We start from the raw sequence: 22130 nt of genomic DNA on the forward strand, positions 1-22130 counted from the left end.
CCGCTGGGGCGCGCTCAGCGGGTGCGTGCCCCCGCGGGTCGTGCCTCCCGCGGGTCGTGCCTCAGTGGCGGTGGACCCGATTGGCTATGGCGTGGCCGATGAACAGGTACACCACCGCCGCCAGGCCATAGCCCGCCACCACCCTCGCCCACGCCTCGTCGAAGGTGAACAGGTCGTGCGACCAGCCCGCCAGCCAGCGGGCCACGTCATGCACGAACTGGACGAACTCGTTGCCACGATTGGCGTCCAGCAGGTACATCAGAATCCACAGGCCCAGGATCAGGGCCATCACGTCGGCCACGACCGCGATCACGGTGCCGGCCTGGTTCGCGCCGTTGCGATATCTGGACATGCTCCTGCGGGTTACCGCTCCCACGCGTCCGAAACCCGCCCGCGAGGGACCGTCATCCCACCGCCGTCGGCAGGGAATTGCCCCTCCCCCTCATGAACCCTACGAACCCTACGAACCCTACGAGTTGAGCTCGGCCAGCACCCGCAGCGTCTCCGGATCCGGTGCCACGACCAGCAGGTCCGTCACCGGCCCCTTGCGCCACGCCTGAAGCCGCTCCGCGATCCGCTCACGCGGGCCGACCAACGAGATCTCGTCCGCGAAGGCATCGGGCACCGCCAGCACCGCCTCCTCCCGCCGCCCCGCCAGGAACAGCTCCTGGATCCGCCGCGCCTCCTCCTCGTACCCCATGCGCCCCATCAGATCGGCGTGGAAGTTACGGGTCGCGTGCCCCATGCCCCCGATGTAGAACCCGAGCATCGCCTTCACCGGCAACAACCCCTCGGACACCTCCGCACAGACCTGGGCACGCACGAGCGGCGCCACGACGAACCCCTCCCGCAGCCCCTCCAGCCCCGGCCCGTACGCGTCCGGCCGGCCCGGCGACCAGTACAACGGCAGCCAGCCGTCCGCGATCCGCACGGTCTGCGCCACATTCCGCGGCCCCTCCGCGCCCAGCAGCACCGGCAGGTCCGCCCGCAGCGGATGAGTGATCGACTTGAGCGGCCGCCCCAGCCCCGTACCGTCCGCCCCCCGGTAGGGGTGCGCATGGAACCGCCCGTCCAGCTCCACCGGCGCCCGCCGCGCCAGCACCTGCCGTACGACGTCCACGTACTCCCGGGTCGCGGTCAGCGGCGACTTCGGGAACGGCCGCCCGTACCAGCCCTCCACCACCTGCGGACCCGACAACCCCAGCCCCAGCATCATCCGGCCGCCCGACAGATGGTCCAGCGTCAGCGCCTGCATCGCGGTCGTCGTGGGAGAACGCGCCGCCATCTGCGCCACCGCCGTCCCCAACCCGATCCGCGAGGTCCGCGCCGCGATCCAGGTCAGCGGAGTGAACGCGTCCGACCCCCACGACTCCGCCGTCCACACCGAGGCGTACCCGAGCCGCTCCGCCTCCAGCGCCAGCTCCACATGACCCGGCGCGGGGCCACGGCCCCAGTAGCCGAGCGCGAGACCGAGCCGCATGCCTACCTCCTGACGAACCGTCAGACACGGGCTGCGACTGTACGACAACGGCCCCCCACCCGGAAGGGCGAGGGGCCGTCGACGAGGACTTCGAACTCAGCCGCGCTGAATACCCGAGGTGTCCCGCAGCACACCACGCCGCCCGTCCTGCGTCTGCGCGACCAGACCCTGGGCACCCTGCTCCACCGCCAGGTACCACGTGCCCGGCGCCAGCTCCGCGATCGGCATCGGCGCACCGTCCTCCGCGTACAGCGGACGCGGCACCGGCACCGCGAACCAGAACGGCGAGAACTCCGGCGCCGGCGGCTGCGCGGCCGGCCCCGGCTGCCCGCCGAACGGCTGCCCCTGCTGCGGCTGCCCCCCGAAACCGCCCGGCTGCTGCGCCCCCGGATACCCGTAACCGGCCGGCGGCTGAGCCCCGTACGGCTGAGGCGTCGGCGGCTTCGGCGCCGGCACCAGCCCGGCCTGCAACGCGGGCACGAGAGGGGTGGCGACAGCGGCACCGGCCAGGAGCAGGGTCGCGATCAGAGCGATGATCAGGCCCGTGCCGGCGCTCGGGGCGTTGGAGCTGCTCCCGTCGAAGTTGTCCAGGCCACCCACCGGGTCGATGACATTGCCGAGGGCGCTCCACGCGGCGAACACCCCGAACGCGACGCCGAAGGGACCCAGCTCCAGACCGGCCACCTTGCGGGGCTGCGGCAGGGCACGGGAGACGACGACGAGCGCGGCACTGATGAGACCCGCCAGGACGACGCTGAGGAGAACAGGCCCGTTCGACCACAGGCTCGGGATGTCGAGGCTGTCGGGTGCGCCGTCGTACGAATAGTTGTCGAGGAACGACGCGATGAACAGCAACACCGCTGCTCCGATCACCACGCCGTCGCCTCGAGTGAGGGAGCGGATATTCACTTCAAGGTGTCCTTCGGTCAGTCGTCTCGTCATCGGTGGAGGCATCGCTGTCACCATGTCGCCCGCGGGCCCCGGTGTGAAGCGCGGGGTGGCCCCTCAACGCAGGGATGACACTATCGTCCGCCCGATGAGGATGTCCGACGGGACCAACCTGCTGATCACTACCCTCGCGGGAAACTCACGATTCCCTCGGAGGGTCCACCGACCGCCTTCCGACGCCACGCGCAACTGGTCATCAGCGCTGCCTCCTTGCTATCCCGCAGGGAGCCGCACAACTCACCCAGCGCGGAAACCGTTGGCAATTTGAGACCGTAAAGGTCAGAGGGATACGGCTCCCCTCCGCGCGGTGCGGCCCCGGCCGGCGGCCCGTACCCCCCGTACCTGAGCGGTGATCCGTCAATCGCCCAGGAAGGCCGAGATCCCTTCGGCGATGCCCTGCGCCGCCTTCTGCCGCCAGGCGCCGCTGGTCAGCAGGGCCGCGTCCGAGCTGTCGCGCATGTTGCCGCACTCGATGAACACCTTCGGAACCGTCGACAGATTCAGACCGCCGAGGTCCTTGCGGGTGTCGAGGCCGGTGCCGTCGCCGATGTAGTTGGACGGTGAACTGCCGGTGCTGTGCGCGAAGTCGTCCGCGATCAGCTTCCCCAGGGCCTTCGACGGCGCGACGATCGACCGGGTGTCTGCGGCCCCCTCGTGCACCAGAGCCGGCAGGATCACATGGAAGCCCCGGTTGCCCTCGGCCGATCCGTCCGCGTGGATCGACACCACCGCGTCGGCGTGCGCCGCGTTCCCGATCCGGGCCCGCTCGTCGACACACGGACCGAACGGCCGGTCCCCGTCCTGCGTCAGCTTCACCGTCGCGCCCAGCTCCAGCAGCAGCGTGCGCAGCCGGTGCGCCACATCGAGGCTGAACCGCGCCTCGCTGTACCCCGCGTTGGTGGACGTCCCCGTGGTGTCGCACTCCTTGAAGTTGGTGCCGATGTCCACCTTGCGGTTGATCTCGGCGGTGTGCTGCGAGTTGGTGACGTTGTGGCCGGGGTCGATGACGACGACCTTGCCCTTGAGGGGGGTGGCCGTGTCCTGGCCGGGGGAGGCGCCGGGGGTCGCGGGGGTCGCGGCGGAGAGGGTGCCGGGCTTGTCGTCGGGGGTGCCGCCGGAGAGGGAGCCGACGGCCCCTGTCGGGGCCCCCACCCCCACCCCCGCCCCCGCCGCCCCGTTCCCGCCGCTTCCGCTGTTCCCGGATCCGCTCAGCGCCTCGTACACGAGCCATCCCAGCAGCGCCCCGGGCACGAGCGCGGCCAGCGCGACCGTCAGCGTGCGCCGCAGCGGTGAGCGGCGCGGCCGGGGAGAGCCGTAGGGGTCGTACGGGTCGGTGGGGCCGAAGGGATCGGAGTGCGGACCGGTGTAGGACACGCCTGCCACCCTAACGGGCACCCTCGCCGGGACGCGGGAACCGCGCCCCTTCCCGCCCTGGTGCCGTGACCGGGAAGGTTTGCCGGGCGTCGCGAGCCGGTGAACCTTTCCGGTCACGGCACCAGCCCGTCACCTCCGCCGACCTGTACTGCGTGTCCTTGCGCCTCCTGGATGAACAAAGGAGGCCATGAGGGGGCCGGACCGTTGCCTCGGACGGTGACGGCGTGTGCCGGGATTCTCCTGTTCCCCCGTTTCCCCAAGAGAAGCTAAAGAAATTGTTAGCTGGGCGAAGCATCGGAATAGTTGCCCGTGCATACAGGTTCAGCTTCCACGTATCCCTTGAACGTCCCGCCCCGGAGGCCCCACCCCATGACGCACACGACCGACCGGCCCACCCGCCAGGCGAGCGGAGCCGTCGTCCCCGTGCTCGCCTTCGCGGGCATCGTGGTCGCGGTGATGCAGACCCTGCTGGTCCCGGTCATCAAGGACCTGCCGCAGCTGCTGGACACCGCCCCGAGCAACGCCACCTGGGTCCTGACCTCCACCCTCCTGTCCGGCGCCGTCGCCACCCCGATCATGGGACGCCTCGGCGACCTCTACGGCAAGCGGCGCATGCTGATCCTCAGCCTCGCCGTGATGGTCGCAGGCGCCCTGGTCAGCGCCCTCACCAGCACCCTGCTCCCGATGATCGTGGGCCGCACCCTCCAGGGCTTCGCGATGGGCGCGATACCGCTCGGCATCGGGCTGATGCGCGACATGCTGCCCCGCGAGAAGCTCGGCTCGGCGATGGCCCTGATGAGCTCCTCGATCGGCGTCGGCGGCGGCCTCGCCCTGCCCGCCGCGGCCCTGGTCGCCCAGCACGCGGACTGGCACGCCCTCTTCTACGGCGCCGCGGGCCTCGGCGCCCTCTCCATCGCCCTCACCCTCCTCGCCGTCCCCGAGTCCCCGATGCGCGCCGGGGGCTCCTTCGACCTGCCGGGCGCGCTCGGCCTCTCCGCCGGCCTCGTCCTCTTCCTGCTGCCGATCACCAAGGGCAGCGACTGGGGCTGGACCTCCGGCACCACCCTCGGCCTGTTCGCCGCCTCCGCCGTCGTCCTCGTCCTGTGGGGCGTCTACGAGCTGCGCAGCGCCGCCCCGCTGGTGGATCTGCGGACCACGGCCCGCCCCGCCGTCCTCTTCACCAACCTCGCCTCGATCATGGTCGGCGTCAGCTTCTACGTCGTCTCGCTCGTCCTTCCGCAGCTCCTGCAGCTGCCCACCGCCACCGGCTACGGCCTCGGCCAGTCCATGGTCGTCGCCGGACTGCTGGTCGCCCCGCTCGGCCTGACGATGATGTTCACCGCGCCCGTCTACGCCCGGGTGTCCGCCAAGTACGGTCCCAAGGTCACCCTGATCCTCGGCATGCTGATCATCGCGGTCGGCTACGGCGCCGGCCTCGGCCTGATGAGCGCGGCCTGGCAGAGCCTGGTCATCGCGGTCGTCCTCGGCGCGGGCATCGGCCTCGCCTACTCCTCGCTGCCCGCGCTGATCGTCGGCGCGGTCCCGGCCTCCGAGACCGGCGCGGCCAACGGCCTCAACACCCTGATGCGGTCCATCGGCACGTCCGTGTCGAGCGCCGTCATCGGCATGGTGCTCGCCAACACGGCGAACGACGTGAACGGGGTCGCCGTCCCGACCATGCACGGCTTCCGCGTCTCCTTCCTGATCGCCACGGGCGCCGTCGCCGTCGGGCTGCTCTTCGCCCTGATGCTGCCGAAGGCGAAGCGGGCGCCGCAGCTGCTGGCGAGCAGCGCGGAGGACGAGGTCGTCGAGCGCGCCGAGGAGGTGCTGCGCGGCTTCCGGGGGCTGGTGCTGGACGCCAAGGGCGCGCCGGTGGCCCGTGCCACGGTCACGCTGATCGACCACCGGGGGCGGCAGGCCGGGGCGACCGTCTCGGGCGAGGACGGGCGCTATGCGCTGACCGTCCCCGCGCAGGGGGCGTACGTCGTCGCCGCCAAGGCAGTCGGGCACGGACCGCTCGCGTCGTCCGCGTCCCATCACGGGGAGGACCGGGCGGTTGAGCTGGACCTGTCCCTGCCCGGGGAGACGGTGACCGCGTAGCGGCGCCTGCCGGGTGTGCGCGGCGGCGTTCCCCGTGCCCCTCAGGAGCACCCCCCGTACCCCCTGTCGTATGCCCGGCAGGGGGTACGGCAGCATGGGGGCCGCCGACCTGCCGTACGACCGAAAGGCGCTCCATGCCTGCCGCCGCCCCCAAGCCCGAGGTAGTCGCCGCGTTCGAGGCGGCCAAGGGGTTCATGCCCGTGGACGAGGGGCTCGCGCTGTACGCGGCTGCCGTCGGGGCGGGGGCGCTCGGGCTGCCGCTGCTGGAGGTCGGGACCTACTGCGGCCGGTCCACGGTGCTGCTGGCCGACGCGGCCCGGCAGGCGGGGGTCGTCGCGCTGACCGTCGATCACCACCGGGGCAGCGAGGAGCAGCAGCCGGGCTGGGACTACCACGACCCGCAGACCGTCGATCCCGAGCTCGGGCTGATGGACACCCTGCCCACCTTCCGCCGCACCCTGCACCGGGCCGGGCTGGAGGAGCACGTCGTCGCCCTGGTCGGACGCTCCCCGCAGATCGCGAAGATCTGGAACTCCCCCCTCGGTCTCGTCTTCGTCGACGGCGGTCACACCGACGAGCACGCCACCGCCGACTACGAGGGCTGGGCCCCGCATGTCGCCGAGGGCGGCCTCCTCGTCATCCACGACGTCTTCCCCGACCCCGTGGACGAGTTCACCGGGCAGGCCCCTTACCGGGTCTACCTGCGCGCCCTGGCCTCCGGCGCCTTCACGGAGGTCTCCGACACCGGCTCACTGCGGGTGCTGCGGCGCACCGGCACCGGGATCTGAACCCCTCTTCCACGGCCGGGACGGCCGGGACGGCCACGACGGCCGGGACGGCCACGACGGCCGGGACGGCCACGACGGCCACGACGGCCCAAACGGCCGGGACGGCCTGGGCGCCGGGGGCCCGAGGCCGCTACAGCCAGCCCTGGCGCCGGGCCTCGCGCAGGGCCTCCGTCCGGTTGCGGGTGCCGGTCTTGCCGATGGCGGCGGAGAGGTAGTTGCGGACGGTGGACTCCGAGAGGTGCAGCCTCGCCGCGATGTCGGCGACCGTCACCCCGTCCGCCGACGCCTTCAGTACGTCGCACTCGCGGGCGGTGAGAGGGTTGGGGCCGGCGCTGAGCGCGGCCGCCGCGAGCGCCGGATCGACCACCGTCTCACCGGTCAGCACCCGGCGGATCGCCTCCGCCAGCTCCTCCACCGGGCCGTCCTTGACCAGGAACCCGGCGGCCCCGGCCTCCATGGCCCGGCGCAGGTAGCCGGGCCTGCCGAACGTCGTCAGGATGAGCACCCGGCAGCCGGGCGCCTCCTCGCGCAGGACGGCCGCGGCGTCCAGCCCGCTCATGCCGGGCAGCTCGATGTCGAGCAGGGCGACATCGGGGCGGTGGATCAGGGCCGCGTCCACGATGGCGTCCCCGGTGCCGACCTGGGCGACGACCTCGATGTCCGGTTCCAGCCCCAGCAGCAGGGCCAGCGCCCCGCGCATCATGCCCTGGTCCTCCGCCAGCAGGACCCTGATCGAGCGGGCGGGGCGGCGGTCGCGGGGCATCTCGTTCACCGGCCGGCCACCGGGCATGTCGTTCACGGCCCAAGCGTAGGGCCGACCTGGAGGGACGGCACCTCCCTTGCGGCTGCGCGGGTGGGTGCTGGGGCCGAGGTGGATGTGGACGCGGAGGGAGAGGTGTCGGGGGAGGTGGAGGCGGACCTGGAAGCGCACGTGGAGATGGCCGGGGTGCCCGGTCCCTGACCGGATGCGAAGAGACCGAGCAGCGCGTCGGGCCGCTCCGGTCCCCGGAAGCCAGGCTCCACCGGGAGGTCCGCGACGACCGTGAAGCCGCCGCGTCGGCCCGGGCCCGCCGTCAGGGAGCCGCCCGCCGCCGCCAGGCGCTCACGCAGACCGGTCAGACCCGTGCCGGTGCCCTGGGCGAAGGCGGCACCCGGACCCCCGGTGCCGGTGCCCACGGTGTCGCTGCCGTCGCTGCCGTCGCTGCCGTCGGCGATGTCGGCCGTGCCCCTGCCGTTGTCCGTGATCGTCAGGGAGACCCGCTCCGGTGTCCCCGAGACGGTGATCTCGCAGCGGGTGGCGCCGCTGTGCCGGACGACGTTGGTCACCGCCTCGCGCACCACCCAGCCCAGCAGGGCCGCGGTCCGGGGTTCCACCGGCGCCCCCGCCCGGTGCACGGACGGTTCCACGCCCGCCGCGGTGAGTGCCGAATGGGCCCGGTCCAGCTCGGTCGCGAGGCTGCCCTCGCGGTAGCCGGTGACCGCCTCCCGGATCTCCGTCAGCGCCTGGCGGCCCACCGACTCTATGTCCGCGATCTGGGTGAGGGCGTCGTCGAGCCGGGCGGGGGCCAGTCTGCGGGCCGCCTCCGACTTCACCACGATCACCGAGAGGGTGTGCCCGAGCAGATCGTGCAGGTCCCGGGAGAAACGCAGCCGCTCCTGGTCGACCGCCTGACGGGCCAGCTCCTCGCGCGCCGCCCGCAGCTCCCGGACGGCCTCCGACAGGCTCAGGATCACGGCCGTCACGATCGTGGAGATCCAGGTGGCGTACGCGGTGTCCAGACCGCCCCAGCCCTCGCGGCGGAAGGCGACCGCGCCCGCCACGACGGCCAGCGCCACGCCGGCGTACTTCAGCGGCCGGCCACGCAGGGACGCGCCCGTGGCGAGGCCGAGCAGCGGGAAGAACAGCACCCAGCTGCCGCCGTAGCCGAGGGCGAGGCCGATGGTCACCAGTGCCATGACCGCCAGTGCCACCCGGGTGGAGAGCGACTCCCGCTTCTCCTTCACGAAGGCGCGGACGGCGACGTAGATGTAGCAGGAGTTGAAGGTGAGCACGCCCAGGCCGCCGAGCAGCGGGTTGGGGGTCTCGCCCTGGAAGAGGTTGGAGAAGGCGCCCATGCCCAGCAGCAGCCAGGGCAGCAGGGCGAAGGGGTGCGGCGGCGGGCCCGGGGGCTCGGCCTCCTTGCACTCCGGTCCCCGCTGCCCGGCCCGCCATACGCGCGCCCGCCAGGCCTCCCGGCGGGCGGCGAGCGCGCGCCACCACCCGGAGCGGCCCTCATCCGGTGTCGACCTCGTCATCTTCGCTGCCCCCGTTCGAGCGGTGTCCACACCCTCGACGCTACGGCCAAGGGCGGCGCTCCGGCAGAGCGGGATGTCACCGGTCGACCGGTACAAATGTCACAGCCCCGAGCCGCCCCGGAGCGTGACCCCGGCCTGCCCCCCGCCCGGCGTCGAGCCGTACCCGCCCTCGTCTCTGACACTCCGTCAGGAGCCTTCACAACTGTCGAGCCCTGGGCTATACAAAAGGCGCCGGACTGGAACGCGTTCTAGATCGGCGCGCGACGGCCTCGGTGCGCCCGATCGGTGCGGACGGTCGCACCGAGGTCTTGGACAGGACCGTGCCCTCGAAGGACACACAGGAGCCCCATGCCCATCGACGCAGCCAAGGCCCTCGCCGCCGAGCCCCGGTCCGGCGAGATCTCCTGGACCCGCAAGGACGTCCAGCTGTACCACCTCGGGATCGGCGCCGGAATCCCCGCCACCGACCCCGGCGAGCTGCGGTACACCCTGGAGTCGCGCCTGCACGTCCTGCCGAGCTTCGCCACCGTCGCGGGCTCCGGCTCACCCGGGGTGATCAGCGGACTGTCCATGCCCGGCGTCGACGTCGACCTCGCCCGCGTCCTGCACGGCGGTCAGCGCCTGGAGATCCACCGCCCCCTGCCGACCGAGGGCACCGCCACCGCGACGGGCCGTATCGCCGCCGTGTACGACAAGGGCAAGGCCGCCGTCCTCGTCATGCGCACCGAGGTGGCCGACGCCGAGGGCCCGCTGTGGACCAACGACGCCCAGATCTTCGTCCGCGGGGAGGGCGGCTGGGGCGGTGACCGGGGACCGTCCGGGCGACTCGACGCACCCGCCGGCGAACCGGACCGGACCGTCGAGCGGGCCGTGCGCGAGGACCAGGCACTGCTCTACCGCCTCTCCGGCGACTACAACCCGCTGCACGCCGACCCCGAGTTCGCCAAGCGCGCCGGGTTCGACCGGCCCATCCTGCACGGCCTGTGCACCTACGGGATCACCCTGAAGGCCGTCGTCGACACGCTGCTGGACGGGGACGTGAGCCGGGTGCGGTCGTACACCACCCGCTTCGCCGGGGTCGTCTTCCCCGGCGAGACCCTGCGCATCCGGATGTGGCGCGGGCAGGGTCAGGTGCGGGTGGCCGTGAGCGCCGTGGAGAGGGACGACGCGCCGATCCTCGCCGACACGATCGTCGAACACTCCTGAACCCGCACCCCGGACCGGATCGAAACGCAGACCCGAACCCGAACCCGAATCCGAACCCGAACAGGAACCCGAACCCTGGACGCCCCGAGGGGAGCCGCACCATGCGCGCAGCCGTACTGCACGAGATCGGCCAGGACAAGCTGGAGGTCCTCGACGACGTCGAGGCGGTGGGGTTCGGACCGGGCCGGGTCAGGATCCGGGTCCGGGCCACCGGGCTGTGCCACTCGGACCTCTCCGCGATGGGCGGGGTGCTGCCGCAGCCCGCGCCGTTCGTGCCCGGACACGAGGGCGCGGGCGAGGTCCTGGAGGTGGGGGAGGGTGTCACCCGGGTGAAGCCCGGTGACCGGGTGGTGGTCTGCTGGCTGCCCGCCTGCGGCGCCTGTCCCGCGTGCAGGCGCGGCCAGACGGAACTGTGCCTGGCCGGGTTCATGAACGCGGGAACGCCCAACTTCCGCCGCCCCGGAGGGGATGTGTTCGGTTTCGCGGGCACCGGGACCTTCGCCGAGGAGGTCGTCGTCGACGCGGGCTGCGCGGTCCCGATCCCCGACGACGTGCCCTTCGACATCGCCGCCCTCATCGGCTGCGGGGTCACCACCGGCCTCGGCGCCGCGCTCAACACCGCCGACGTGGCGGCCGGTTCGTCGGTCGCCGTCATCGGCTGCGGCGGGGTCGGCATCTCCGCCGTGCAGGGCGCGCGGCTCAAGGGCGCCGCCGAGATCGTCGCCGTCGATCCCGTGGCCTCCCGCCGCGAGTCCGCGCTCAGGTTCGGCGCCACACGGGCGGTGTCGCCGGAGGAACTGCCCGGCGCCAAGCAGGAGGTCACCGGCGGCGAGGGCTTCGACTACGTCTTCGAGGTCGTCGGCCGCTCCGCCACCGCCCGCACCGCCTACGAGAACACCCGGCGCGGCGGCACCCTCGTCGTCGTCGGCGCGGGCGCCATGGACGACCACCTCCAGCTCAACATGTTCGAGCTGTTCTTCGACGAGAAGCGCATCCTGCCCTCGATGTACGGCGGCGGGGACGTCCTGACCTCCTACGAGCGGACCATCGCCCTGTGGCGGGCCGGCCGGATCGACCTCGCCGGGCTCATCACGCACCGCGTCCCCCTCGCGGACGTCAACGAGGCCCTCGACCAGATGCGCACGGGGACCGCCCTGCGCACCTGCATAGAGATCTGAGGGGCGGACTCACGGATGGCACCACCGACGGAATCACCGCTGGAACCACCGACGGGATCGCGGACGGAATCATCGAAGGAACAACGGACGGAACAACGGACGGCGCGGCTGTCACTGCCGCTGGAAGGGCTCACGGCGATCGTCACCGGCGCGGGGCGCGGGCTGGGCCGGGCCGAGGCGCTGGAGCTGGCCCGGCTGGGCGCGGCGGTCGTCGTCAACGACTACGGGCAGCCCGGGCGCGACGGCTCGGGGGAGGCGTCGGCGGGCCCCGCCGAGGAGGTCGCGGCCGAGATCCGCGCGGGAGGCGGCACCGCCCTCGTCCATACGGGCGATGTCTCCGACTTCCGGCAGGCCCGTGACCTGGTCGAATCGGCGATCACCGCGTTCGGCAAGCTCGACGTGGTCGTCAACAACGCGGGCATCCTGCGCGACCGTATGGTCTTCTCGATGGCCGAGGGGGAGTGGGACTCGGTGATCCGGGTCCACCTCAAGGGCCACTTCAACACCACCCGCTTCGCCGCCGCACACTGGCGGGAGCGGTCCAAGGCGGCGGGCGCCCCGGTGTACGGGCGGATCGTGAACACCTCCTCGGAGGCGTTCCTCGCCGGATCCGCCGGACAGCCCAACTACGCGGCGGCGAAGGGCGGGATCGTCGGCCTGACGACGTCCAGCGCGCTGGCGCTCGCCAAGTACGGCGTGACGGTCAACGCGATCTGTCCGCGCGCCCGGACCCGGATGACCGAGGACGTCTTCGCCGGGCTGGACCAGCCCGCCGAGGGCCTCGACCCGCTCGCGCCCGAGCATGTCGCGCCGCTCGTCGGGTACTTGGCGTCACCGGCCGCCGCGCGCGTCAACGGGCAGCTGCTCGTGGTGCACGGCGGGATGGTCGCGGTGGTCGAACGGCCGCGGGTGCGGGCGAAGTTCGACAGCAAGGGGGACACGTTCGGCTTCGAGGAACTGGACACGGTCCTGGGCGCCCACTTCGCGGACCGGCCGGCGGGGGAGACGTTCGCGGCGGCGGAGGTGCTGGGCCTGAAGAGGGAACAGCCGTAGCGGAGAGGGCGTCGACGCGGCGGCGTGACGTGCGAAGGGGGTCCGCCGTCCGGGGATGGACGGCGGAGCCCCTTCGGCGTACTGTCAGGCAGCCGCTTCGGCCTTGTCCTCGGCCGGCTTGCGGTGCCGCCCGCTGGGGGCCGCGGTGCCGTCCTGGGCCGAGATCTGACCCCGGTGCCGACCGTGGCCGGCCGCCTCCTGGGCGTCGGTGGACAGCGGCTGCGTCGTGCTTGCGTCGCTCATCTGGTGAGTTCACCCCGTCAACATGATCTTTCTTACAGCCGGGCGATTTTATCCGGCGCACCACGGGGCTGATCCAGGCGGCCACGCCAACCGCAGCTAGTTCGTTACAAGTCGGCCCAGGGGAGCCTGTTGCAACGGGACGGGGCGAGGCGCGGCGGGCTCCGGAACCGTCACTTCCGGTGCGGCGGGCTCCGGTGGCTCGGGGGGCGCCGGGGGGATCAGGTGGGCCACGGCGCAGGGTTCGTCCCGGGTGGCGTACGGCAGTCTCAGCACGCCGTCCGGTGTCCACAGGCCGCTGCCCGCCAGCCAGCCCTCGGGGGCGGCGAGCTGATGGAGCTGCCGTTCGGCGGGGCGCCAGGTGCCGACCCAGGTGCCGAAGGAACCGTCGATGCGCAGCGCCACCGCGCAGCGCTCCGGGAGCAGTATCTGGCCGGGCTGGACGGCGAACGGCGTGAGCGCGCAGTCGGGCAGGCGCAGGGACTCCGGGAAGCGGGCCGGCAGGGTGCTGCCGAGCACGCCCCAGCCGAGTCGCGGGGCGCCGGGGGAGGGGGCGTCGGAGCGGATCAGCAGCAGGCCGCTGTCCAGGTCGGCGAGCAGCAGCCGGTCGTCGCTGTCGGCGGCGATCTGGAGCAGCGGGGAGACCTCGCCGTGCTCCAGGTCCACCACGACCGTCTTGGTCCGGCCGCCCAGCTCCCGGTCCAGGGCGAGCATGCGGCCCGTACCGTCCAGCCAGACGCCGCCCGAACAGCGGCCCGGGACCTCGGCCAGCCGCTCGGGGCCGAAGGCGCCGCCGGCGACCAGCCACACGGTGCTGGTGCGCTCGCCCACGGCGAGGGCGTACGCGTGCTCGCCGCAGGGGGCCGGGGGGAGCAGCCGCACGTGGGCCTGTGCCTGCGGGCACTGCACGGCGCCCAGGGAGAGCTCGCCGGTGCCGGGGCCGGTGGGGTACAGCAGGGAGAAGGTGTGCCGCTCCTCGACGTACCGGCGCACCAGCACCCGGCCGTCGGCCAGGGGCTGCACCTCCGTGCCGGGCTCCTCCGGCTGGTGGACCGGCAGCGGGACCGCGTAGGGCTCGGGCCCGTCCAGGGTCCAGCGCTCCGGGAACCACGCGTCGGGGTGCGGTCCGCGGGCGAGGCGGGCGGCGTAGGCGCCATCCGCGGTGATCACACAGGGGGCCGGGTGGACGGGCGGGACGGGGTCCTCGTCGCCGCCCTCCGCGGTGGGTTCGATCGCACAGGCCGTCATGGGTCGGTCACCTCCGCCGAAGAAGCTAGTTTTCGTACGCGCGGACGGGGGAGCCGGAGGCGGGGGGCTTCCCTCGTACGAGTGGTGCAGAAGCGATTCGTCAGAGGCGGATGGGGTGGCTGTGCTGCTCCTGACGGGACACGGGGCTTGACGCGGCGGGGCGCGGCGGCGGGCTTCAGCGGCGGCGTGACGCGGACGGCGGTAGAGCCAGTAGCGGGCGGGGCGGCGGCTCAGCGAAGGACAGCGACGAACCCGGGCGACGGTCCCGCCGGCGGCCGCGGCAAGGAACAGGCGCCCGACCCGCGCAACCCGACCCGGCCGCCGGACACATGCCGCGGGCCTGCCGCCGCCGGCGGCGGCAGGAATCCGGCCGTCAGACACAGGCCGCGGAACCCGGTGACGGACCCCGGCACCGGACCCCGGCGCCGAACCTCGACACCGGACCCCGAACCCGGCGCCGAACCTCGCACCGGACCCCGACCCCGGCGCCGGACCGGCACCGAACCTCGGCACCGGCACCGGCACCGGCACCGGACCCCGACCCCGGCGCCGACCCGGCCCAGGTGCCAGCCACCGACCCCGGCCCCCGTGGCCGCCCCCGGCAAGACCCCCGCGATGGCCCCCCGAACGCCCACGCTGTCATGTGCACACACTCCCGCCCGTCCCAGCCCCGCGGAGCGGCCAGGTAGCCTTTCCCCGTGCCCCGTCTGTCTGAAGTCATCGCCGCGCTGGAGAACCTGTGGCCCGCCGAGCGGGCCGAGTCCTGGGACGCGGTCGGCACCGTCGTGGGCGAGCCGGATCAGGACGTCTCCCGGGTGCTGTTCGCCGTCGATCCCGTCCAGGACGTCGTCGACGAGGCGGTGAAGCTCGGGGCCGGTCTGCTCGTCACCCACCACCCCCTCTACCTGCGCGGGACGACGACCGTGGCGGCCTCCACCTTCAAGGGCCGGGTCGTGCACACCCTCATCAAGAACGACATCGCCCTGCACGTCGCCCACACCAACGCCGATACCGCCGACCCCGGCGTGAGCGACGCCCTCGCCGGCGCGCTCGACCTGCGGGTCGTACGCCCCCTCGTGCCCGACGCGAGCGACCCCGACGGACGGCGCGGCCTCGGCCGGATCTGCGCCCTCGACCACCCGGTCACCGTCCGCGAGTTCGCGGCCCGTGCCGCCGAGCGGCTGCCCGCCACCGCGCAGGGCATCCGGGTGGCCGGCGACCCCGACGCGCTCGTCCGCACGGTCGCCGTCAGCGGCGGCTCCGGGGACAGCCTGTTCGACCACGTCCGTGCCGCCGGCGTCGACGCCTTCCTCACCGCGGACCTCCGCCACCACCCCGTCTCGGAGGCCCGCGCCCACAGTCCTCTCGCGCTGCTCGACGCGGCGCACTGGGCCACCGAATGGCCCTGGTGCGAGCTGGCCGCAGCCCAGCTCGACGAGATCTCCGACCGCCACGGCTGGGGCCTGCGGGTCCATGTCTCGCGTACGGTCACCGACCCGTGGACCGCCCACGCGGCGTCCACCACCTCTAGCGCAATGGGAGCCCCCAACTGAACGCCGCGCCCGCCGACCAGATCCGCCTTCTCGACGTCCAGGCCCGCGACGTCCGTCTCCAGCAGCTCGCCCACAAGCGCAGGTCGCTGCCCGAGCACGCCGAGATCGAGTCGCTCACCAAGGATCTGACGCAACTGCGCGACCTGCTCGTGGCCGCGCAGACGGAGGAGAGCGACACCGCCCGCGAGCAGACCAAGGCCGAGCAGGACGTGGACCAGGTGCGCCAGCGCGCCGCCCGCGACCAGCAGCGCCTGGACTCCGGCGCGGTCACCTCCCCCAAGGACCTGGAGAACCTCCAGAAGGAGATCGTCTCCCTCGCCAAGCGCCAGGGCGACCTCGAGGACGTCGTCCTGGAGGTCATGGAGCGCCGCGAGTCCGCGCAGGAGCGGGTCGCCGAGCTTACCGAGCGCGTCGGCGCGGTCCAGGGCAGGATCGACGACGCGACCGCCCGCCGTGACGCCGCCTGCGAGGAGATCGACGGCGAGGCCGCCTCGGTCACCAAGGAGCGTGAGGTGGTCGCCGCGTCCGTCCCCGCCGACCTGCTCAAGCTGTACGACAAGCTGCGCGAGCAGCAGGGCGGCATCGGCGCGGCCAAGCTGTACGCCCGGACCTGCCAGGGCTGCCGCCAGGAGCTCGCCATCACCGAGCTGAGCGAGATCCGCAAGGCCGCGCCCGACACCGTCGTACGGTGCGAGAACTGCCGTCGGATCCTCGTGCGCACGTCCGAGTCCGGGCTGTAGGGGGGACGGCGGCGTGCGGGAGTTCATCGTCGAGGCGGACGGCGGGTCGCGGGGCAATCCCGGGCCCGCGGGGTACGGCAGTGTCGTGATCGACGCGGCGACCGGGGAGACCCTCGTCGAGCGCGCCGAGTTCATCGGGGTCGCCACGAACAACGTGGCCGAGTACCGGGGGCTGCTGGCCGGTCTGCGCGCCGTCCTCGAACTCGACCCGTCGGCGACGGTGCGGGTCCGGATGGACTCCAAGCTCGTCGTCGAGCAGATGTCGGGCCGCTGGAAGATCAAGCACCCGGACATGAAGCCGCTGGCCATGGAGGCCGCCCGGCTGCTGCCGCCCGCCCAGGTCACCTACGAGTGGATACCGCGCGAGCGGAACAAGCACGCCGACCGTCTCGCCAACGAGGCGATGGACGCCGGCCGGCGCGGCGAACGGTGGGACCCGGAGGCGTCCCGCGCCGCCCTGGCCCCGGCCGCGGCCGCCCGGGCCGCCGTGTCCGCGCCGGAGCCCGCCGGTCCGCCCGGCGACGCGACGGCGGGCGCGGCGAGGGCCCGCGAGGCGCTGGCCCAGGCGCGTACGTCCCCCTCGACCGCCTCGGCGACGGCGGGGACGACCAGGTCGTCGGCGGCCACCGCCGGCCCGGCAGGCGCCGACCCGGCCGCCGGCACCGCCCCCACCGCCGTCCCGACCGCCGTGCGGACTGCCGCCGCCGACACCGTCCCGACCGCCGGACGGACTGCTGCTGCCGCTGCTGCCGCCGCCGGTACCGACCCCACCGCCGTCCCGACCGCCGCCGTCGACACCGATCCCACCGCCGTGCCGCAGGCCGCCGCCGCCGACCTGCGGGCGGCCCGTACGGTCGCCACCCCCGCCGGCCGGCCTTCGGTCGGCTGGGGTTCCGCCCCCGACCTCGGGGCGCCCGCCACGTTCGTCCTGCTCCGGCACGGCGAGACCCCCCTCACCCCGCAGAAGCGGTTCTCCGGCCGCGGCGGCACCGACCCCTCCCTCTCGGACGTCGGCCGGGAGCAGGCGGAGCGGGCCGCCGAGGCGCTCGCCCGGCGCGGCACGATCCAGCACGTCCTCGCCTCCCCGCTGGCCCGCACCCGGCAGACCGCCGGGGCCGTCGCCGCCCGCCTCGGTCTGGAGGTGACGATCGAGGAAGGGCTGATCGAGACGGACTTCGGCGCCTGGGAGGGCCTCACCTTCGGCGAGGTCCAGGAGCGCCACCCCGAGGACCTGACCCGGTGGCTCGCCGACCCCGAGGCGGAGCCCACCGGCGGCGGCGAGAGCTTCGCGGCCACCGCCGCCCGGGTCGCCGCCACCCGCGACAGACTGGTCGCGGCGTACGCGGGCCGTACGGTCCTGCTGGTCACCCATGTGACCCCGATCAAGACGTTCGTCCGGCTCGCCCTGGGCGCCCCGCCCGAGTCCCTGTTCCGCATGGAACTGTCGGCGGCCTCGCTGTCGGCGGTGGCGTACTACGCCGACGGCAACGCCAGCGTGCGCCTCTTCAACGACACGTCCCACCTGCGTCCCTGAGCGCGTCCCTGAGCCCGGAGGCGGCGCGCGCCAGGCCCTCGATCCGGGCCCAGTCCCGCGCCGCCACCGCGTCCGCCGGAAGCATCCAGGTCCCGCCGACGCAGGCCACGTTGGGCAGCGCGAGGTACTCCGCCGCGTTGTCCGGGCCGACCCCGCCGGTCGGACAGAACCGGGCCTGGGGGAGCGGCCCCGCGAGCGACCGCAGATAAGCCGTACCCCCCGCCGCCTGCGCCGGGAAGAACTTCATCTCCCGCACCCCGCGCTCCAGCAGCGCCACCACCTCGGACGTGGTCGACACCCCCGGCAGACACGGCAGTCCCGAGGCCCGCATCGCGCTCAGCAGTGCGTCCGTCCAGCCCGGGCTCACCAGGAACCGCGCCCCCGCCGCCGCGCACGCCGTCACCTGCTCCGGCGCGATCACGGTCCCGGCCCCGACCACGGCCTCCGGGACCGCCCCGGAGATCTCCCGGATCGCGTCCAGCGCGACCGGCGTCCGCAGCGTCACCTCGATCGCGGTCAGCCCGCCCGCCACCAGCGCGCGCGCCAGCGGCACCGCGTCGGAGACGTCGGTGAGGACCACGACGGGCACGACCGGCGCCAGATCCAGGACCGGGGCAGCCGAGACGGGGGGCAGCGGTGAGGTCATGCGGCTCATCCTGCCCCGGGGGTGCACCATGCGCAAAGGTCATTGCGCATGCTGCAACGAGCCTGGGTGTCGGCTCAGTGCACCTCGTCCACCAGCACGTCCAGCGCCCACGGCGTCCCCGCCCGCGCCGGCTCCCGGACCTCCACCACGTATCCGAGCCCGCGCAGCGCCTCCACCAGCTCCGCCGGGCCCTTCGGCGCGATCCCGGCCGTCAGCAGGCTCCGGACGATCCGTCCCTTGGTCGCCTTGTTGAAGTGGCTGACCACCTTCCGGGTCGGCGCGTGCAGCACCCGCACGGTCGCGGTCCGCCCGGCGACCTCGCCCTGCGGCTTCCACGCCGTCGCATACGCCGCCGACCTCAGGTCGAGCACCAGCCCGTCCCCGGCCGCCTCGGGCAGCACGGTCGCCATCGGCGCACGCCAGTGCGCGCCCAGCGCGCCCAGCCCCGGCAGCCTCACCCCCATCGCGCAGCGGTACGAGGGGATCCGGTCCGTCACCCGGACGGCGCCCCACAGTCCGGAGAACACCAGCAGCGAGCGTGCCGCCCGCCTCTTCGCGGCCGCGTCCAGGGAGGCCAGGTCCAGGGCGTCGTACAGGACCCCCGTGTAGATCTCCCCGGCGGGCCGGGTGCCCGCCGTCCGCAGCTGCGCGTTCTTGGCGACCTCGCCGCGCAGTCCCTCGCTGAGCCCCAGTACCTCGCGCGCCTTCTCCTCGTCGCCCGCGCACAGCTCGGCCAGTTCGTCGAGCACGGCCTCACGGGCGGCGGTCAGCCCCGGCAGCGCCAGCGACTCCGGCTTCAGCGGCGCGCCGCGACCGGACGAGGCCTTGCCCTCGGAGGGCGGCAGCAGGACAAGCACGGGGGACTCCTTCTCGATGGGGCTCCGGGACAGCGTACGGCGTGCCACCGGACCGCCCCCGCCCTACGCTCGCCGTATGCCCCGCCGCCACATCCGCGTGACCGGCGCCCCCGAAGCCGCCCTGCGGGACGCCCTCGACCGGCTGCGCACCGACCTCGAGGTGCCGCTCGCCTTCCCGCTCGGCGTCCTCACGGAGGCCGAACGCGCCGCCAGGGCCCCGGCCCAGCCGCCGCACGACGCCACCGACATCCCGTTCCTCACCCTCGACCCGCCCGGTGCCACCGACCTCGACCAGGCCCTGCACCTGTCCCGGCGGGGCACCGGCTACCGCGTCCGGTACGCCATCGCCGACGTCGCCGCCTTCGTCGTACCCGGCGGACCGGTGGACGAGGAGGCCCACCGCCGCGTCACCACCCTCTACTTCCCCGACGGGAAGATCCCGCTGCACCCGGCCGTCCTCAGTGAGGGCGCCGCCAGCCTGCTGCCCGGCCGGGACCGGCCCGCCGCCCTGTGGACCCTCGACCTCGACGCGGACGGCCGTACCCGCGCCGTCGATCTGCGCCGCGCCCTCGTCCGCAGCCGCACCCGGCTCGACTACGCCCAGGCGCAGCGGCGGATCGACGACGCGACGGCGGAGGAGCCGCTGGCCCTGCTCGCCACGGTGGGGCGCCTGCGCGAGACACTGGAGGCGGAGCGCGGCGGCATCTCCCTCAGCGTGCCCGAACAGGAGATCGTCGACCAGGACCACGGCTACGAGCTCACCTACCGCGCCCCGGTCCCCGCCGAGGGCTGGAACGCCCAGCTCTCCCTCCTCACCGGCATGGCCGCGGCCGACCTCATGCTGGCCTCGGGCACCGGCATCCTGCGCACCCTGCCGCCCGCCCCCGACGGCGCCGTCGGCCGGCTGCGGCGCGTCGCGCACGCCCTGCGCATCGACTGGCCGCACCACGTCTCGTACGCCGCCCTGGTCCGCTCCCTCGACCCGCACCGCCCCGCCCACGCGGCCTTCCTCCAGGAGTGCACCACCCTGCTGCGGGGCGCCGGCTACACGGCCTTCCGCGACGGAAGGCTGCCGGACATCACCACCCACTCCGCCGTCGCCGCGCCCTACGCCCACTGCACGGCCCCCCTGCGCCGCCTCGCCGACCGCTACGCCACCGAACTCTGCCTCGCCGCCGTCGCCGGTGAGCCCCCGCCCGAAGGGGTGCTCGCCGTGCTGGACACCCTGCCGAAGGAGATGGCCGGGGGCGGCCGCCGCGCCCACGCCGTCGAGCGCGCCTGCGTCGACCTGGTCGAGGCGGCGCTGCTGCGGGACCGGGTGGGGGAGGTGTTCGAGGGCTGCGTGGTCGACGTGGACGACCACCGCCCGACCACCGGCACCGTCCAGCTGGAGTCCCCGGCGGTCGTCGGCCGCGTCGACGGCGACCCGCTCCCCCTCGGCGAACGCCTGCCCGTCCGCCTCACCGAGGCCGACCCGGCACACCGGACGGTGCGCTTCGCTCGCGCCTGAGGGCGTGTACGAGGCTGTCGGCGTCGTCGGCGTGGAGCCGGACGAGGGTGACGTCCCGGCGGCGGCCGAGCAGGGTGGAGTGGGTGACGGGCTCGGCCAGCTCCAGGGTGAGGGACGTCTGTGACCCGACCGCGAGGTTCAGCTCGCCGTCGGCCCGCTCATGGGTGTGCACGTGCTCACGCCGTACCGCCGCGATCCGCTCCAGCGGAATCCGCAGATCGACGTGGCCGGCGTACCGGACGCGCAGCTCATCGCCGTACAGGACATGCGGCCGGACCGCCGTCGCGGCGTACAGCCCGACCACGAACAGGAGGGTGTACAGGTCGAGGACCAGTACCACCCGGTGCGCGGTGGGCCGGTCGCGCAGCAGCACCGACAGGGTGAACGTCTCGACGAGGCACACGAAGGCGAACCCCGCCGTCACCGCGCCCTGCCCGCGCGCGTACCCGAACGCCCGCCCGTCCCCGACCCCGTGGAGCCGACGGCCGGCCCACAGCGGCAGACTGACGAGAAGCCGCATCTCGTGCCCGATGAGGGCACGGGCGGCCCTCACGGCTCCTCCGTGAGGATGCGCAGGGTGCGGCGGACGGCCTCCGCCTGGGCCGGGGCGAAGTCCGCGCAGAGGGCCCGCAGGAAGGAATGCCCGTGATCGATGGTGGCGCTGTCCGGGAGCAGCTCGCGCGGAGTGCACGCGACGAGCAGCCGGGCGGCGGTCTCCACCCGGGGGTCGTCCGGATCGGCGTCGGCGAGCGCGTCCAGCAGGGCGTACGCCTCGTCGACGCGGGCCATCGCCTCCGGTGACTCCAGGAGCGAGTCGAGGGCCGTGAACAGCTGTTGCCGTTCGGCCGGGGGAGCGGCCGTCTCCAGCAGCGCGAGAACCTCACGGTCCAGGGCGGCCATGGGGGAGTCGGAGACCCGCCCCGCCGTCCGCGCGAACAGCGCGGCGAGCTCGGGGGAGACCGGCCCCTCGGCGGGCAGGTGCTCCGCCTCCAGCAACACCCGAAGCCGCTCCCGCCGCTCCCGGATCGCCGCCTCCTGCCGCGCCAGCTCCTGATCCAGCTCGGCGAGCACCTCGACGAGGTCCTTCCCGGCGACGTCGGCGTCCTTCGCGAGCTGCCTGCCCGCATCCTCGGTGAGGACGTCCCGGATCTCCGCCAGCCCGAGCCCCAGCCCGGTCAGCCGCCGGATCCGCGCGAGGACGACGGCGTGCCGCAGCGTGTAGTCCCGGTAGCCGTTGGCGAGCCGCTCGGGCTCGGGCAGCAGCCCCAGATGGTGGTAGTGCCGCACGGCCCGCGTGGTGACGCCGACGGCCTCGGCGAGTTCTCCGATGCGCATGGGACCAGTAGAGACGTTGACGTCGCGGCAGGGTCAAGCGGGAGC

General features: G+C 73.8%; 21 protein-coding genes. 9 read left to right on the top strand and 12 right to left on the bottom strand.

Going from position 1 to position 22130, the window contains the following annotated elements:
- Positions 1-61 precede the first annotated feature (61 nt).
- The 4 genes from U5640_RS31675 to U5640_RS31690 form a co-directional block, all read right to left on the bottom strand.
- Positions 62-352 carry a hypothetical protein gene (locus U5640_RS31675; protein WP_133909817.1) on the bottom strand — a complete coding sequence of 97 codons (291 nt, stop codon included), beginning with the start codon at positions 350-352 and terminating at the stop codon, positions 62-64.
- A gap of 117 nt (positions 353-469) precedes the next feature.
- On the bottom strand, positions 470-1480 hold the full coding sequence (locus tag U5640_RS31680) for an LLM class F420-dependent oxidoreductase (RefSeq protein ID WP_340380149.1): 1011 nt from the start codon (positions 1478-1480) through the stop codon (positions 470-472).
- Positions 1481-1576: 96 nt separating this feature from the next.
- Positions 1577-2389: a hypothetical protein gene (locus tag U5640_RS31685; protein WP_340380151.1), complete on the bottom strand. Its 813-nt coding sequence runs from the start codon at positions 2387-2389 to the stop codon at positions 1577-1579.
- 396 nt (positions 2390-2785) lie between these two features.
- The gene (locus U5640_RS31690) at positions 2786-3703 is read right to left on the bottom strand and encodes an N-acetylmuramoyl-L-alanine amidase (RefSeq protein ID WP_340385453.1); all 918 of its coding nucleotides are present in this window, start codon (positions 3701-3703) and stop codon (positions 2786-2788) included.
- A gap of 468 nt (positions 3704-4171) precedes the next feature.
- Here U5640_RS31690 and U5640_RS31695 point away from each other — a divergent pair, with 468 nt between their 5' ends.
- Both U5640_RS31695 and U5640_RS31700 read left to right on the top strand, forming a co-directional pair.
- On the top strand, positions 4172-5902 hold the full coding sequence (locus U5640_RS31695; protein ID WP_340380153.1) for an MFS transporter: 1731 nt from the start codon (positions 4172-4174) through the stop codon (positions 5900-5902).
- A gap of 134 nt (positions 5903-6036) precedes the next feature.
- Entirely contained in the window at positions 6037-6690 is a 654-nt protein-coding gene (locus U5640_RS31700; RefSeq protein ID WP_340380156.1) for a class I SAM-dependent methyltransferase, read from the top strand.
- A 130-nt stretch (positions 6691-6820) separates the two neighbouring features.
- Here the strand turns inward: U5640_RS31700 and U5640_RS31705 are convergent, their stop codons facing one another.
- Positions 6821-7453 (bottom strand): response regulator transcription factor, encoded by a 633-nt coding sequence (locus tag U5640_RS31705; RefSeq protein ID WP_340385455.1) that lies wholly within the window; start codon positions 7451-7453, stop codon positions 6821-6823.
- A gap of 32 nt (positions 7454-7485) precedes the next feature.
- Positions 7486-8985, bottom strand: a complete 1500-nt coding sequence (locus U5640_RS31710) for a sensor histidine kinase (protein ID WP_340380158.1) — start codon at positions 8983-8985, stop codon at positions 7486-7488.
- 348 nt (positions 8986-9333) lie between these two features.
- Between U5640_RS31710 and U5640_RS31715 the strand changes: the two genes are divergently transcribed.
- The 3 genes from U5640_RS31715 to U5640_RS31725 all read left to right on the top strand — a co-directional run bounded on the left by U5640_RS31715 (position 9334) and on the right by U5640_RS31725 (position 12422).
- Positions 9334-10191 (top strand): MaoC/PaaZ C-terminal domain-containing protein, encoded by an 858-nt coding sequence (locus tag U5640_RS31715; protein WP_340380160.1) that lies wholly within the window; start codon positions 9334-9336, stop codon positions 10189-10191.
- Between the two features lie 101 nt (positions 10192-10292).
- Positions 10293-11369, top strand: a complete 1077-nt coding sequence (locus tag U5640_RS31720) for a Zn-dependent alcohol dehydrogenase (RefSeq protein ID WP_340380161.1) — start codon at positions 10293-10295, stop codon at positions 11367-11369.
- Positions 11370-11477: 108 nt separating this feature from the next.
- A complete protein-coding gene (locus U5640_RS31725; protein WP_340385457.1) occupies positions 11478-12422 on the top strand; it encodes a 3-oxoacyl-ACP reductase in 945 nt (314 codons plus the stop codon).
- Between the two features lie 84 nt (positions 12423-12506).
- Here U5640_RS31725 and U5640_RS31730 read toward each other — a convergent pair whose 3' ends face one another.
- Together U5640_RS31730 and U5640_RS31735 are read right to left on the bottom strand one after the other, a co-directional pair.
- Complete coding sequence (locus U5640_RS31730) at positions 12507-12665, bottom strand: hypothetical protein (RefSeq protein ID WP_340380163.1); 159 nt, start codon at positions 12663-12665, stop codon at positions 12507-12509.
- A gap of 96 nt (positions 12666-12761) precedes the next feature.
- Complete coding sequence (locus U5640_RS31735) at positions 12762-13910, bottom strand: hypothetical protein (protein ID WP_340380166.1); 1149 nt, start codon at positions 13908-13910, stop codon at positions 12762-12764.
- 698 nt (positions 13911-14608) lie between these two features.
- On the opposite strand from U5640_RS31735, the gene U5640_RS31740 reads away from it, so the two are divergent.
- The 3 genes from U5640_RS31740 to U5640_RS31750 are packed head-to-tail and all read left to right on the top strand — an operon-like array spanning position 14609 to position 17737.
- A complete protein-coding gene (locus U5640_RS31740) occupies positions 14609-15463 on the top strand; it encodes a Nif3-like dinuclear metal center hexameric protein (protein WP_340380168.1) in 855 nt (284 codons plus the stop codon).
- The gene (locus U5640_RS31745) at positions 15460-16203 is read left to right on the top strand and encodes a C4-type zinc ribbon domain-containing protein (protein ID WP_340385459.1); all 744 of its coding nucleotides are present in this window, start codon (positions 15460-15462) and stop codon (positions 16201-16203) included. Before U5640_RS31740 ends, U5640_RS31745 begins: the two co-directional genes overlap by 4 nt.
- A gap of 13 nt (positions 16204-16216) precedes the next feature.
- Positions 16217-17737 carry a bifunctional RNase H/acid phosphatase gene (locus tag U5640_RS31750; RefSeq protein ID WP_340380170.1) on the top strand — a complete coding sequence of 507 codons (1521 nt, stop codon included), beginning with the start codon at positions 16217-16219 and terminating at the stop codon, positions 17735-17737.
- Here U5640_RS31750 and eda read toward each other — a convergent pair.
- Positions 17709-18383, bottom strand: a complete 675-nt coding sequence (gene eda / locus U5640_RS31755; RefSeq protein WP_340380172.1) for a bifunctional 4-hydroxy-2-oxoglutarate aldolase/2-dehydro-3-deoxy-phosphogluconate aldolase — start codon at positions 18381-18383, stop codon at positions 17709-17711. The two genes, U5640_RS31750 and eda, sit on opposite strands and share 29 nt — an antisense overlap.
- 74 nt (positions 18384-18457) lie before the next feature.
- On the bottom strand, positions 18458-19240 hold the full coding sequence (gene yaaA / locus U5640_RS31760; RefSeq protein WP_340380174.1) for a peroxide stress protein YaaA: 783 nt from the start codon (positions 19238-19240) through the stop codon (positions 18458-18460).
- 76 nt (positions 19241-19316) lie between these two features.
- On the opposite strand from yaaA, the gene U5640_RS31765 reads away from it, so the two are divergent.
- Positions 19317-20750 carry an RNB domain-containing ribonuclease gene (locus tag U5640_RS31765; RefSeq protein ID WP_340380176.1) on the top strand — a complete coding sequence of 478 codons (1434 nt, stop codon included), beginning with the start codon at positions 19317-19319 and terminating at the stop codon, positions 20748-20750.
- On the opposite strand, the gene U5640_RS31770 is transcribed toward U5640_RS31765, so the two are convergent.
- Positions 20701-21303 (bottom strand): hypothetical protein, encoded by a 603-nt coding sequence (locus U5640_RS31770; RefSeq protein WP_340380178.1) that lies wholly within the window; start codon positions 21301-21303, stop codon positions 20701-20703. The two genes, U5640_RS31765 and U5640_RS31770, sit on opposite strands and share 50 nt — an antisense overlap.
- The gene (locus U5640_RS31775; RefSeq protein ID WP_340380180.1) at positions 21300-22085 is read right to left on the bottom strand and encodes a MerR family transcriptional regulator; all 786 of its coding nucleotides are present in this window, start codon (positions 22083-22085) and stop codon (positions 21300-21302) included. The genes U5640_RS31770 and U5640_RS31775 overlap by 4 nt, the downstream gene beginning before the upstream one ends.
- Positions 22086-22130 lie beyond the last annotated feature (45 nt).

The organism is Streptomyces sp. SS7 (assembly GCF_037993025.1).
Taxonomy (GTDB): Bacteria; Actinomycetota; Actinomycetes; order Streptomycetales; family Streptomycetaceae; genus Streptomyces.